Annotated in this window: 17 protein-coding genes; 11 read left to right on the top strand and 6 right to left on the bottom strand. The window is 58.5% G+C overall.

Translation table 11 applies throughout. The annotated features are described in order from the left end of the window. The first annotated feature begins 220 nt into the window (after positions 1-220). The 10 genes from AACY52_RS10385 to AACY52_RS10340 all read left to right on the top strand — a co-directional run bounded on the left by AACY52_RS10385 (position 221) and on the right by AACY52_RS10340 (position 7,230). Positions 221-1,195 (top strand): KpsF/GutQ family sugar-phosphate isomerase, encoded by a 975-nt coding sequence (locus AACY52_RS10385; RefSeq protein ID WP_339417518.1) that lies wholly within the window; start codon positions 221-223, stop codon positions 1,193-1,195. After that, a complete protein-coding gene (locus AACY52_RS10380) occupies positions 1,196-1,720 on the top strand; it encodes an HAD family hydrolase (RefSeq protein WP_339417516.1) in 525 nt (174 codons plus the stop codon). It abuts the gene before it with no gap. An 8-nt stretch (positions 1,721-1,728) separates the two neighbouring features. Further along, positions 1,729-2,301, top strand: coding sequence for an LPS export ABC transporter periplasmic protein LptC (lptC, locus tag AACY52_RS10375; protein WP_339560470.1), 573 nt, complete (start codon positions 1,729-1,731; stop codon positions 2,299-2,301). Continuing rightward, positions 2,288-2,821, top strand: coding sequence for a lipopolysaccharide transport periplasmic protein LptA (lptA, locus tag AACY52_RS10370; protein ID WP_339417512.1), 534 nt, complete (start codon positions 2,288-2,290; stop codon positions 2,819-2,821). Before lptC ends, lptA begins: the two co-directional genes overlap by 14 nt. Next, positions 2,821-3,546, top strand: a complete 726-nt coding sequence (gene lptB, locus AACY52_RS10365; RefSeq protein ID WP_003171806.1) for an LPS export ABC transporter ATP-binding protein — start codon at positions 2,821-2,823, stop codon at positions 3,544-3,546. The genes lptA and lptB overlap by 1 nt, the downstream gene beginning before the upstream one ends. A 185-nt stretch (positions 3,547-3,731) precedes the next feature. Further along, entirely contained in the window at positions 3,732-5,225 is a 1,494-nt protein-coding gene (locus AACY52_RS10360) for an RNA polymerase factor sigma-54 (protein ID WP_339560469.1), read from the top strand. A gap of 75 nt (positions 5,226-5,300) precedes the next feature. Beyond that, complete coding sequence (gene hpf, locus AACY52_RS10355; RefSeq protein ID WP_003171804.1) at positions 5,301-5,606, top strand: ribosome hibernation-promoting factor, HPF/YfiA family; 306 nt, start codon at positions 5,301-5,303, stop codon at positions 5,604-5,606. Between the two features lie 10 nt (positions 5,607-5,616). After that, positions 5,617-6,081, top strand: coding sequence for a PTS IIA-like nitrogen regulatory protein PtsN (gene ptsN / locus AACY52_RS10350; protein ID WP_049709981.1), 465 nt, complete (start codon positions 5,617-5,619; stop codon positions 6,079-6,081). Positions 6,082-6,083: 2 nt separating this feature from the next. Continuing rightward, positions 6,084-6,941, top strand: a complete 858-nt coding sequence (rapZ, locus tag AACY52_RS10345) for an RNase adapter RapZ (RefSeq protein WP_339417508.1) — start codon at positions 6,084-6,086, stop codon at positions 6,939-6,941. Positions 6,942-6,957: 16 nt separating this feature from the next. Next, entirely contained in the window at positions 6,958-7,230 is a 273-nt protein-coding gene (locus AACY52_RS10340; protein ID WP_339427154.1) for an HPr family phosphocarrier protein, read from the top strand. Between the two features lie 48 nt (positions 7,231-7,278). Here the strand turns inward: AACY52_RS10340 and AACY52_RS10335 are convergent, their stop codons facing one another. From AACY52_RS10335 to pmbA, 6 genes are all read right to left on the bottom strand, one after another. Then, complete coding sequence (locus AACY52_RS10335) at positions 7,279-8,172, bottom strand: ZIP family metal transporter (RefSeq protein ID WP_339417504.1); 894 nt, start codon at positions 8,170-8,172, stop codon at positions 7,279-7,281. Between the two features lie 33 nt (positions 8,173-8,205). Then, entirely contained in the window at positions 8,206-8,817 is a 612-nt protein-coding gene (locus AACY52_RS10330; RefSeq protein ID WP_339417502.1) for a superoxide dismutase, read from the bottom strand. 1 nt (position 8,818) lies between these two features. Beyond that, positions 8,819-9,247: a hypothetical protein gene (locus AACY52_RS10325; protein WP_339417500.1), complete on the bottom strand. Its 429-nt coding sequence runs from the start codon at positions 9,245-9,247 to the stop codon at positions 8,819-8,821. A gap of 27 nt (positions 9,248-9,274) precedes the next feature. Further along, positions 9,275-10,651 carry a class II fumarate hydratase gene (locus tag AACY52_RS10320; protein WP_339417498.1) on the bottom strand — a complete coding sequence of 459 codons (1,377 nt, stop codon included), beginning with the start codon at positions 10,649-10,651 and terminating at the stop codon, positions 9,275-9,277. After that, entirely contained in the window at positions 10,644-11,039 is a 396-nt protein-coding gene (locus tag AACY52_RS10315) for a FagA protein (protein WP_339417496.1), read from the bottom strand. The genes AACY52_RS10320 and AACY52_RS10315 overlap by 8 nt, the downstream gene beginning before the upstream one ends. A 147-nt stretch (positions 11,040-11,186) precedes the next feature. After that, the gene (gene pmbA / locus AACY52_RS10310; RefSeq protein WP_339506972.1) at positions 11,187-12,533 is read right to left on the bottom strand and encodes a metalloprotease PmbA; all 1,347 of its coding nucleotides are present in this window, start codon (positions 12,531-12,533) and stop codon (positions 11,187-11,189) included. A 108-nt stretch (positions 12,534-12,641) separates the two neighbouring features. Between pmbA and yjgA the strand changes: the two genes are divergently transcribed. Then, entirely contained in the window at positions 12,642-13,163 is a 522-nt protein-coding gene (gene yjgA / locus AACY52_RS10305) for a ribosome biogenesis factor YjgA (RefSeq protein ID WP_017738766.1), read from the top strand. Positions 13,164-13,189 lie beyond the last annotated feature (26 nt).

Raw genomic sequence — 13,189 nt, 5'->3', positions numbered from 1 at the left:
CCATATGGGCTGGGCGGACCGAACTGGCGGCGAACTATATCACTGCTGGTACGAGGCGCCCAAGGCCGGAACAGCGCTTGTTCAGATTAAGGACAGGGAAAAAACGTTGCTTCAGATGAATCTCAAGCGCGTCGCGAACAAACCCTGACGAACTTGCGTGAGGGAATTGATCATTACCGTTATAATCGCCGACTTTTCGTCAGGCTATACGATTCCAGACATGAGCCAATCCAGCGACCTTATCCAATCCGCACAACGCACCATCCGCCTCGAGCTTGAAGCCGTAGAAGGCTTACTGGCCCATATCGACGCAGATTTCGTACGCGCTTGCGAGATGATTCTGGCCAGCAAGGGCCGCGTCGTCGTGGTCGGCATGGGCAAGTCAGGCCACGTCGGCAACAAGATCGCCGCCACCCTGGCCAGCACCGGGACCACTGCGTTTTTCGTACACCCGGCCGAAGCCAGTCATGGCGACATGGGCATGATCACCAAGGATGACATCATCCTGGCGCTGTCCAACTCCGGCACCACCAATGAAATAGTGACTCTTTTGCCACTGATCAAGCGCCTGGGCATCCAGATGATCAGTGTTACCGGCAACCCGGAATCAACGCTGGCCAAGGCCGCCGAAGTGAACCTTAACGTTCACGTGGCCCACGAGGCCTGCCCGCTGAACCTGGCACCAACCTCTTCCACCACCGCCGCGCTGGTCATGGGCGATGCCCTGGCCGTGGCACTGCTGGAAGCCCGCGGGTTTACCGCCGAAGACTTCGCATTTTCTCACCCAGGTGGTGCCTTGGGCCGCCGCCTGCTATTGAAAGTGGAAAACGTCATGCATTCGGGCGACGAACTGCCCCACGTCCAGCGCGGCACTTTGCTGAAGGACGCGCTGATGGAAATGACCCGCAAGGGCCTAGGTATGACCGTTATCCTCGAAGCCGACGGGCGCCTGGCCGGGGTCTTTACCGACGGCGACTTGCGCCGCACCCTGGACCGCACCATCGACATCCACACCGCCACCATCGATGCGGTGATGACACCCCACGGCAAGACCGCCCGCCCTGAAATGCTGGCAGCCGAAGCCTTGAAGATCATGGAGGACCATAAGATCGGCGCGCTGGTGGTGGTCAATAGCGACGACCGCCCGATTGGCGCCCTGAACATGCACGACTTGCTGCGTGCGGGAGTGATGTAAATGACCGACGACCTGTTGCAACGCGGCAAACACATCAAGCTGGCAATTTTCGACGTTGACGGCGTGCTGACCGATGGCCGCCTGTACTTCCTTGAAGACGGCAGCGAATTCAAGACGTTCAACACCCTAGACGGCCAGGGCATCAAGATGCTGATGGCGTCGGGTGTGCAAACGGCGATTATCAGCGGCAGGAAAACTCCAGTTGTGGAACGCCGCGCACAAAACCTGGGGATTCCTCACCTGTATCAGGGCCGCGAGGATAAACTGGTGGTTCTGGACGAGCTTCTTGGCCAACTCAACCTAAGCTATGAGCAGGTGGCCTACTTGGGCGATGACCTGCCAGACCTGCCGGTGATTCGCCGGGTGGGCCTGGGCATGGCCGTTGCCAATGCGGCAGGCTTTGTTCGCGAGAACGCCCATGGCATCACCACTGCACGTGGTGGTGAAGGTGCCGCCCGCGAGTTCTGCGAGCTGATCCTGCGCGCCCAAGGCAGCCTTGAAGCGGCCCATGCCGCCTACTTATAGAGCGTTTTATGCTGAGTAAAAAGATTCGCAACTTCCTGCTATTCGCAGTCATCGCCGCACTGTTCCTGGCGGTGGGCTACTGGAATATCAGCCCGGAGCGCTTTCTCGACCAGCCTGCTGCGCAGGTTGACGAGGGGGTTATCGACTATTACGCCACCAATGCCAAAAGCGTGCAGTTCCTGCCCGACGGCAAGGTGCAGTACGAGATGACCTCGGACAAGGTCGAGCACGTGAAAGCCAGCGAAGTTACCTTGCTGACCAACCCGGACATGAACATTTACCGCGGTACCGAGCTCCCATGGCACGTCACCAGCAAGCGTGGCGAGGTCAACCCGGACGGTACCGAGGTGGAACTGATCGACTCGGTGCGCGTTGCGCGCACTGACGATAAAAAACGTGAGACCGTGATTACCACCAGTCGCATGACCGTATTCCCGCAGAAGCAATATGCGCAGACCGAGCAAGACGTTAGAATCGACGGCGCTGGCGGTGTAACGACTGGCAAGGGAATGAAAGCGTATTTGAAAGAAAGCAGGATACACCTGCTATCGAACGTAAGAGGACAGTATGAGGCTCGTTAAAACTCTCCCTATTTTGCTCGGTCTGGGCGCAGCACTGGGAAGCGTGAGCGCCTGGGCTCTGCCGAACGATAGCCAGCAACCGATCCACATTTCGGCTGACGATGCGCAGCTGGATGACAAGCAAGGCGTTGCAACCTATACCGGCGGCGTGGTCATCACCCAAGGCTCGATGAAGATCACCGGTAACACGGTGACGCTGACTCGTACCCAAGCGGGCGATATCGACGTGGTCACTTCGGTGGGCAACCTGGCTTACTTCGAACAGAAGCAGTCGGCCACCGACACCGGCCCGATGAAGGGCTACGGCAAGACCATCCAGTACCATGCCCAGCAGAACCGCATTGTACTGATCGACCAGGCCAAGGTGCTCAGCCCCGATGGCAACTCCACGGAAGGTGAGAAAATCACCTATGACACCGTGAAACAGATCGCTAACGCCGGTCGTGCCAATGGCAACAAGGTCACCGCGCCTCGTCCACGCATCGACATGGTTATCCAGCCGAAGAAGAAGGCCGAGTAATGGCAACCCTCAAAGCCCAGCACCTGGCCAAGGCCTATAAAAGCCGTCAGGTCGTGCGCGACGTCAGCCTGTCGATCGACAGCGGCCAGATCGTCGGCTTGCTCGGCCCCAACGGCGCCGGCAAGACCACGTGCTTCTATATGATCGTCGGCCTGGTCCAGGCGGACCAGGGTCGCGTACTGATCGACGACCTGGACGTGAGCCACCAACCAATGCACGGCCGCGCCCGCGCCGGTATCGGCTATCTTCCGCAAGAAGCGTCGATCTTCCGCAAACTGTCGGTCGCCGATAACATCATGGCCATCCTCGAGACCCGCAAGGAACTCGACCGTGACGGTCGTCGCAAGGAGCTGGAAAGCCTGCTACAGGAATTCCACATCAACCATATCCGCGACAACCTCGGCATGAGCCTGTCCGGTGGTGAGCGCCGCCGCGTAGAAATCGCTCGCGCACTGGCCACTGCACCGAAATTCATCCTGTTGGACGAACCGTTTGCCGGCGTCGACCCGATATCGGTCGGCGACATCAAGCAGATCATCCACCACCTCAAGGCTAAGGGCATTGGCGTGCTGATCACTGACCACAACGTCCGTGAGACGCTCGATATCTGCGAAACCGCGTATATCGTCAACGATGGCCAACTGATCGCTGAAGGCGACTCCGCCACCATCCTGGCCAATGAACTGGTCAAGGAAGTGTACCTGGGTCACGAGTTCCGCCTGTAAACACCGTGGTGTCACGGCCCATTGCCAAGGTGCGCGGGAGCCAATGAAAACCTCTGGATTTTTATTGTTACCGCGCTCTAGGCAAAGCCCCCGCTATCAGGCATATAATTTGCTTATGTTTGGCGCTCACGCGCCCTGTCGTGGATGGCGCATTGCGCCGGCGAATAAGGTGTTAAGCCCCTGCCATGAAACCATCGCTAGTCCTGAGAATGGGCCAGCAGCTGACGATGACACCGCAGCTGCAACAGGCCATCCGCCTGCTCCAATTGTCGACCCTGGACCTGCAACAGGAAATCCAGGAGGCCCTGGAGTCCAATCCGATGCTCGAACGCCAGGAAGAAGGCGACGACTTCGATAATGCAGACCCGCTGGCCGATAACATCGAGCAAAAACCCAACCCCGATGTGCAGGAACCCTCCTACCAGGAAACCGCCCCAACGGTGGATAACCTCGAGGAAGGCGACTGGAACGAACGCATTCCCAACGAGCTTCCCGTCGACACCGCCTGGGAAGACGTCTACCAGACCAGCGCCAGCAGCCTGCCCAGCAATGACGATGACGAGTGGGATTTCACCACCCGCACCTCCGCCGGCGAAAGCCTGCAGAGCCACCTGCTGTGGCAACTGAACCTGGCGCCGATGTCGGACACCGATCGCCTGATCGCCGTGACCCTGATCGACTGCATCAATAACCAGGGCTACCTGGACGAGACGCTTGAGGAAATTCTCGAAGCATTCGACCCTGAACTGGATATCGAGCTGGACGAGATCGAAGCCGTCCTGCACCGCATCCAGCAGTTCGAACCCGCTGGCATCGGCGCGCGCTCCCTCAGTGAATGCCTGCTGCTGCAATTGCGCCAACTGCCCACCAAGACCCCCTGGCTCGCCGAGGCCCAGCGCCTGGTAACCGATTACATCGACATGCTGGGCAGTCGCGACTACAGCCAACTGATGCGCCGCATGAAGCTCAAGGAAGACGACCTGCGCCAGATCATTGAGCTGGTACAAAGCCTCAACCCGCGTCCTGGCTCGCAAATCGAGTCCAGCGAAGCCGAATACGTGATTCCTGACGTGATCGTGCGCAAGGATAACGAGCGCTGGCTGGTTGAACTGAACCAGGAGTCGGTGCCACGCCTGCGGGTCAACCCGCAATACGCCGGTTTTGTGCGTCGCGCTGACACCAGCGCCGATAACACCTTCATGCGCAACCAGTTGCAGGAAGCTCGCTGGTTTATCAAGAGCCTGCAAAGCCGCAACGAAACCCTGACGAAGGTGGCCACCCAGATCGTCGAACACCAGCGCGGCTTCCTGGAATACGGCGATGAGGCGATGAAACCGTTGGTACTGCATGACATCGCCGAGGCGGTTGGCATGCATGAATCGACGATTTCTCGGGTAACCACGCAAAAATTCATGCATACCCCACGGGGTATTTATGAACTGAAATACTTTTTCTCCAGCCACGTCAGCACCTCCGAAGGCGGTGAATGCTCGTCCACGGCGATTCGCGCGATCATCAAAAAACTGGTTGCCGCGGAAAATCAGAAAAAGCCATTGAGTGACAGTAAGATCGCTGGTTTACTGGAGGCACAAGGCATTCAGGTCGCCCGTCGAACCGTCGCCAAGTACCGCGAGTCCCTCGGGATCGCGCCTTCCAGCGAGCGTAAGCGTTTGATGTGACGGGCGGGCCACAGCGTTCCAGTGGCAGGCGCTTTCGCCTGTCGCTTTATGCACTGGCAACGAAGGAGAAGCTGTATGCAAGTCAACATCAGTGGACACCAGCTGGAAGTCACCAAACCCCTGCGTGAATACACCGAAAGCAAGCTGAACAAGCTTGCGGGGCATTTTGACAAGATCACCAACGTGCAGGTCATCATGGAGGTCGATAAGCTCAAGCAGAAAATCGAGGCCACCCTGCACGTACCGAATGCCAAGCTCGTCGCCAATGCTGAACATGAGGACATGTACGCGGCGATCGACTCGCTCTACGACAAGCTGGACCGCCAACTCATAAAGCATAAGGAAAAGAATCTGCACCTGATGCAAGGTACAGGTCGTTAACTCTCCCCCCATGATCCGACTTGAAACCATCCTGACCCCCGGCCGTTCCCTTGTGAACGTGCCGGGCGGCAGTAAAAAACGCGCCCTCGAACAAATTGCCAACCTGATCGGCCGTGAAGTGCCTGAACTGGAAACGCAAACTGTGTACGAGGCACTGATTGCTCGTGAAAAACTTGGCTCGACCGGTTTTGGTAATGGCATCGCTATTCCCCACTGCCGCCTCAAAGGCTGCGAGACGCCTGTCAGCGCCCTGCTGCACTTGGACCATCCCATCGATTTCGACGCCATCGATGGCGCCCCGGTCGACCTGCTGTTTGTTTTGCTGGTCCCGGAAGCTGCCACCGATGCACACCTGGAACTGCTTCGGCAGATCGCCAGCATGCTCGACCGCAAGGAAGTGCGCGACAAACTGCGCAGTGCCAGCAGTAATGAGGCGCTGTATCAGGTTGTACTGGACGAACAGAACGGGCAGTAATCATGCGCTTGATCATCGTCAGCGGCCGTTCCGGCTCAGGTAAAAGCACCGCCCTCAACGTCCTTGAGGACAGCGGTTTCTACTGCATCGACAATTTGCCTGCCGGCTTGCTGCCGGAATTGGCGGAACGCGCGTTGATCCATACCGAACTGGCGCAACCCCTGGTCGCCGTTTCGATAGATGCCCGCAACCTGCCCAGCCATCTTGAGCGATTTCCGCAATTGCTCGAGGAAGTGCGCGCCAAGCACATTCATTGCGATGTGCTGTACCTGGATGCCGACGAAGAGACACTGCTCAAGCGTTTCTCCGAAACACGCCGACGCCACCCCCTCAGCAGCCCCCACCGCTCCTTGGCCGAGGCCATCGAGGACGAAACCAAGCTGCTGGGACCGATCATTGACCTCGCCGACCTCAAGATCAACACCACCAGCCTTAACCTGTACCAGTTGCGCGATGCCATCAAGCTGCGTCTGTTGAACCAGCCGGAGCCAGGCACGGCGTTTCTCGTGGAGTCGTTTGGTTTCAAGCGCGGAATGCCGGTAGATGCAGACTTGGTGTTTGATGTGCGCTGCCTGCCGAACCCCTACTGGAAGCCGGAACTGCGCGAACAATCCGGGCTGGATCAACCTGTTGCCGACTACCTGGCTGCGCAACCGGATGTTGAGGAGATGTTCCAGGACATTTCCAGCTACCTGCTCAAATGGTTGCCACGCTTTGCAGCAAGCAATCGTGCCTATGTCACCATTGCCATTGGCTGCACCGGCGGCCACCACCGCTCCGTCTACCTGACCGAACGCTTGGGCCAGGTGCTGCAAAAAACCCTCAAGAACGTTCAGGTCCGCCACCGCGACCTTAGCTGAAAGGAACACCTGCGCGATGCCCGCTCTGGAAATTGAAATCATCAACAAGCTCGGCCTTCACGCCCGAGCTTCGGCCAAATTCGTGGGTGTGGCTGGGCAGTTTCCCTGCCAGATACGGGCCGGGCGCACGCCGGAATCCATGGTCGATGGCAAAAGCATCATGGCAATGATGATGTTGGCGGCCGGCAAGGGCACCAAGATTCACTTGAAGACAGAAGGCGAGCAAGAGCAGGAAGCGATGGACGCGCTGGTTGCGATGATCAATAACTACTTTGATGAAGGCGAATAACCCTTTGTAAGCGCCCAGTTTGCTGGGCTCCGACAAAGGGAGCGGGCATTAGCCTAAAGCCGTATCCATCACCATCATCAGGCAAAAACCGGTGCACAACCCCAGACTGGCGAGTTTTTCGTGACCATTGCGTCGCGATTCAGGGATGACTTCGTGAGTCACCACCAATAGCATCGCGCCAGCAGCCAAGGCCAGGCCCAAAGGCAACAGTACCTCGGCCAGGCTCACCAACCAGGCGCAGAGCACAGCAAACACCGGCTCCACCAAGCCTGACGCAGCACCGATCATAAAAGCCTTGACCCGCGACATCCCTGCCCCGGCCAACACCAGCGCGATCACGAGGCCTTCAGGCACATCCTGCAAGGCGATGCCCATGGCCAGGCTATTGGCCTCCGGCATGCCGCCACCGGCGGAGACGCCGACCGCCATGCCTTCGGGGATGTTGTGGGCGATGATAGCAAACACAAACAGCCAGATGCGCGGCGGGATTACCGGTTTGTCCGGCGTGCCGACGAGCATTTCCGGGCTCGCGCCGGAAACCTTGCGGTCAACCAGGTATAGCCCGAACGCCCCAAGCATAATGCCCAAGCTGATCAAGCCACTGGCCTCCCAGGGCGACAATCCCAAGCTTTCAGCCGCGGCAATGCCTGGCACGATCAGCGAAAACGCCGTCGCAGCGAGCATCACCCCTGCCCCAAAGCCCAGCAGTGTATCGCTCAACGCCACCGGCATCCGCCGAATGACCAGCACAGGCACCGCGCCGAGCGCCGTGCCGAGTGCGCAGATGGACCCGCCCTGCAGGGCGCGCAGAATGCGCGGCTCCAAGTCAAGCCAGGCCAGCCCGTGGGCCACCAGCAATGCAGTACCTGCCAATAGCAGCAGCGAGCCAAGTGCATAACGAAACATCCGCCCGCTGCTGATCGCCAGTGTGTCAGTGCGCATAGTCGGCCTTAGATCTTGTTATAGGGGTGGATGTCAGGCCACAGCGGCCTGATAGCGTGCGGCGACTTCAGGCCAGTTAATGACACTGTAGAACGCATTGATGTATTCCGGGCGACGGTTCTGATAAAGCAGGTAGTAGGCGTGCTCCCAGACGTCAAGGCCGAGGATCGGCGTATTACCGCTCATCAGGGGGCTGTCCTGATTGCCGCTGCTTTCCACCACCAGGTTCTTTTGCGGGGTGACGCTCAGCCAGGCCCAGCCGCTACCGAAGCGCGTCAACGCGGCTTTGGTGAAAGCATCCTTGAAGCTGTCGAAACCGCCCAGTTGTTCCTCGATCGCTTTGCCCAGTGCGCCCTCGGGCTTACCACCACCTTTGGGCGACATCACGGCCCAGAACAGCGAGTGGTTGGCGTGGCCGCCGCCTTGGTTAATCACGGCTGCACGAAGTTTTTCCGGCAACTGCTGCACGCTGGATACCAGTTTTTCAACCGGCCAGCCCGCAAACTCAGTGCCCTCAACTGCGGCATTAAGGTTGTTGATATAGGTCTGGTGGTGCTTGGTGTAATGGATCTCCATGGTTTGCGCATCGATATGCGGTTCCAAGGCGTCGTAGGCGTAAGGCAATGCAGGCAAGGTGTAGGTCATATCAATGTGCTCCGTAATGAGGAGTGGTCGGCTGCGCCGCAGTACCGCCCAGCAAGCGATGGGTACGCGGGTACTCACCGTGATCGCTGATGAAGTTCAGTAGCTCGACGTAGGTCTTGCTGCTCTGGCGCAGGGCCGCTTCCCGCAATTGCGGGCTCAGACGCGAGTCCTGCATGGTCTGCAAAAGACGCTGGTGAATAGCGCAAAGGTATTCCGCGCTTTCTTCCGGCTGGTTCAGGCGCAGGTGCAAGTCCGCCAGGTTGTGATGAGAAATGACGCTCGCCGCCACTGCTTCGTCGGCATCCGCCCAGCGCTCGAACAGCACTTGAGCCAAGGCCAGGGCTTGCAAATAGGCCTCGCGAGCGTCAACCAACTCGCCCGCCATAAAGCAGCGATTGGCCCGTTCGATCGTGCGTTTCCAGTGCTCCATGGTGAGCCTCCAAAGCAGGGTCGGTGATTACACGCCGCCGGCCGTCAGCTTTTCCGGATCCAGCAGGACTTCCAGTTGGCTGCGCGGCAGGTCGGTGTGCTCGAGGGCGACATCAATCACCGGACGGCCTTGCTGATACGCCTTCTTGGCAATTTCAGCGGCCTTTTGGTAACCGATGATCGGGTTGAGTGCGGTGACCAAAATCGGGTTGCGCGACAGCGCTTCCTTGAGCTTGGCTTCATTGACCTTGAAGCTGGCGATGGCCTTGTCCGCCAGTAGACGGCTGGAATTGGCCAGCAATTCGAGGCTGCTGAGCAGGTTCTGGGCGATGATAGGCAGCATCACATTCAGCTCGAAGTTGCCCGATTGACCAGCGATGGTGATCACTGTGTCATTACCGATGACCTGCGCGGCGACCATGGCCGTCGCTTCCGGGATCACTGGGTTGACCTTGCCAGGCATGATCGAAGAGCCAGGCTGCAGGCCTTCCAGTTCGATTTCACCAAGGCCTGCGAGCGGGCCGGAGTTCATCCAGCGCAGGTCGTTGGCGATTTTCATCAACGACACGGCAGTGGTTTTCAACTGGCCGGAAACGGCGACGGCGGTGTCCTGGGAGCCGATCAGCGCGAACAGGTTTTTGCCTGGGGTGAATTTCACACCAGTCAGGCTGCTCAACTGCTGGCTGAATCGCGCAGCGAATTGCGGGTGTGCGTTGATCCCGGTGCCAACCGCTGTGCCGCCTTGGGCCAGAGCTTGCAGACTTGGTAGAAGGTCCTGCAAATGCGCGATATTAGCCTTGAGTTGCTGCGCCCAGCCATTGAGCACCTGGCTCATGCGCACCGGCATGGCATCCATTAAGTGAGTGCGGCCAGTCTTGATGAACGGGTGAACCTCTTCGGCCTTTTGCTCGATGACTTGAACGAGGTGCAACAGGGCCGGCAGTGTTTGCTCATGCAGCACCAATGCGGCGCTGACGTGGAGGGTGGTTGGAATGATGTCATTGCTGCTTTGACCGCAGTTCACGTGGTCATTGGGGTTGACCGGCTCGCCGAGCAAACGACTGGCGAGGGTGGCAATCACCTCGTTGGCATTCATGTTGGAACTGGTGCCGGAACCGGTCTGGAAAATATCCACCGGGAAATGCGGCATGAAATCGCCTTCCAGCAGGCCTTGGGCGGCATCGACAATAGCCTTGCCCTGCCCTGCGCTGATTTGTTCGAGGTCGACGTTAACCTTGGCTGCCGCAACCTTGGCCAAGATCAGGGCGCGAATGAATTGCGCCGGCATGCGTTGATGGCTGATCGGGAAGTTGTTTACCGCACGCTGGGTTTGAGCGCCATACAAGGCTTCGGCAGGCACTTGCAGCTCGCCCATGCTGTCGCGTTCGATACGGGTGTTACTCATCGTTAGATCCTTGCACGAGGTCGGAGTGAGAAATAGACGGCAGCAATTCGCAGGTCGCCAATTGCCAGGCAAAGGTTTGCCAGCGCTTGAGACGGCAGGCACATTGAGAAAGCTGTTCCAGGTCGCGCAGTGGACGCCAAGCCTGGTCCAGGCAAACGCAACGCCAGTGCCACGGCAGCGCTATATCGCTGGCGGTGTCGAGCAATAAGCGCAATGAGGTCTCAGCGATCGTCCAGGGATGGGTCGCGGTGCAGCACGCCAGGTATCGACCTTCGTTGAGGTAATGCTCGATCAGGCGAGGCTCATTTGGATCGAGTGCGCAGCGGATTTGACGACTCATCCAGCGCCAGCTTTCCAGATAAGGATCCTCATGCAGGACAGAACTCATGATCCACACTCGCTCGATAATGATATTCATTATTAAATGATATTAAGAATCAAAACAAGCGCACCAAAGGATTCGTCTCACGATGGAGTTACAAAAAAGGCGCGCCATCCGTGGGATGGCGCGCCTTTTTCAGGGACCGTTGAGGGGTTAGCTGCCGGCGACGGTCATCCGCTCGATCAGCACAGAACCTGTGCGAATGTTGCTGCGCAGTTCCAAATCATTACCCACGGCAACGATCTGCTTGAACATATCGCGCATGTTGCCAGCGATAGTCACTTCCTGAACGGCAAACTGAATCTCGCCGTTTTCTACCCAGAACCCCGCCGCGCCACGGGAGTAATCACCGGTGACCATGTTCAGGCCATGGCCCATCAATTCAGTGACTAGCAAGCCACGGCCCATGCGCCGCAGCAACGCCGCCTGGTCTTCATCGCCATGGGTGACAAACAGGTTGTGCACGCCACCGGAGTTCGCCGTGCTTGGCAGGCCGAGTTTACGGCCGGAGTATGTACCCAATACGTAGGAGACCAACTCGCCGTTCTCGACGAACGGCTTGGCATAAGTCGCCAGGCCATCACCATCGAACGACGTGCTGCCCATGGCACGCATCAGGTGCGGGCGTTCATCTATGGTCAGCCATTCGGGAAACAGCTTCTGGCCAATTGCACCTTCCAGGAACGAGGATTTGCGGTACAAGTTGCCACCGGAAATCGCCCCCAGGAAGCTGCCGAACAACCCACCGGCAAGTTCTGCTGAAAACAACACAGGCACTTCGCAGGTCGGCACCGGGCGCGCGCCCAGGCGACTCGCGGCACGCTGCGCAGCACGCTGCCCAATGCTCACCGGGTCCGCCAGCAAATCGCCCTGGCGATTCACGTCGTACCAGTAATCGCGCTGCATCTGCCCGTTGGCTTCGGCAATCATCACGCAGCTCAGGCTATGACGGGTGGACGTATAACCGCCGATAAAACCATGACTGTTGCCATACACGCGGCAACCCTGATGCGTACTCAACGTGGTGCCATCAGCATTCTTGATGCGGATATCGGCGTCGAACGCCGCCGCTTCACAGATCAATGCCTGTTCGATGGCTTGCTCGGGCGTGATGTCCCAGGCGTGGAACAGATCGAAATCCTGAAGGTCCTTGGCCATCAGGGCCTTATCGGCCAAACCCGAGCTTTCATCCTCCGAGGTGTGCTTGGCAATCGCCAACGCAGCCGCCACCGTTTCGCGAATCGCTTCCGAGCCACTTGCCGACGTACTGGCCGAACCTTTGCGCTGCCCGACATACAAGGTGATGCCAAACCCTTGATCGCGATTGAACTCAACGGTTTCCACTTCACGCTGGCGTACCGACGTCGACAGCCCCTGCTCCAGCGACACCGCCACCTCACAGGCACTGGCCCCCTGGCGCTTGGCCTCGGCAAGGATCTGCTCGACTTGTTCCTGCAGTGCCGGTAACGCTTGCGGACCGACGCTTTGGGCTGCACTCATGGTTTTCTCCACTCAAATTCTGCTTTCGGTTAAGGCCATCGAGCGACCGGGCCGGACAAGCGGCCCCCGACTGGTTATCATGGCGGCGTTTCTTTGCGGACTGCCACCATGGTTGATTCTTACGACGACTCCCTCGATGGGGAGAAAAGCAAAACCCAGGTCAAACGCGAGCTGCATGCTCTGGTTGACCTTGGCGAGCGCCTTACAACGCTCAAGAAAGATTTGATTGCAAAACTGCCTTTGACCGACGAAATGCGCCGGGCCTTGGCTGATGCGCCCAAGCACACCGCGAATATCGCGCGTAAACGGCACATCATGTTTATCGGCAAACTCATGCGCGATCAGGACACTGACGCCATTCTGGCTTTGCTTGATCAAACCGATGCCTCCACTCGCCAGTACAACGAACGCTTCCATAACCTGGAGCGTTGGCGTGACCGCTTGATCGCGGGCGATGACGCCGTGCTGGAGAAATTTGTGCTGGACTACCCGGACGCGGACCGCCAGCAACTGCGCTCCCTGATCCGTCAGGCCCAGCACGAGCAGGCGCATAACAAAGCGCCGGCCACCAGCCGTAAAATCTTCAAGTACATCCGAGAGCTGGACGAGACTCAACGCGGCCTGCGCTGATCCTCTTCCCCGGGTGGTGGTTTTCG

Origin of the sequence: Pseudomonas sp. EA_65y_Pfl1_P113 (assembly GCF_963970525.1) — a bacterium.
Lineage (GTDB): Bacteria > Pseudomonadota > Gammaproteobacteria > Pseudomonadales > Pseudomonadaceae > Aquipseudomonas > Aquipseudomonas tritici.
The sequence above is the reverse complement of the archived record's forward strand: the minus strand, read 5'-3'. Positions and strand labels throughout refer to the sequence as shown.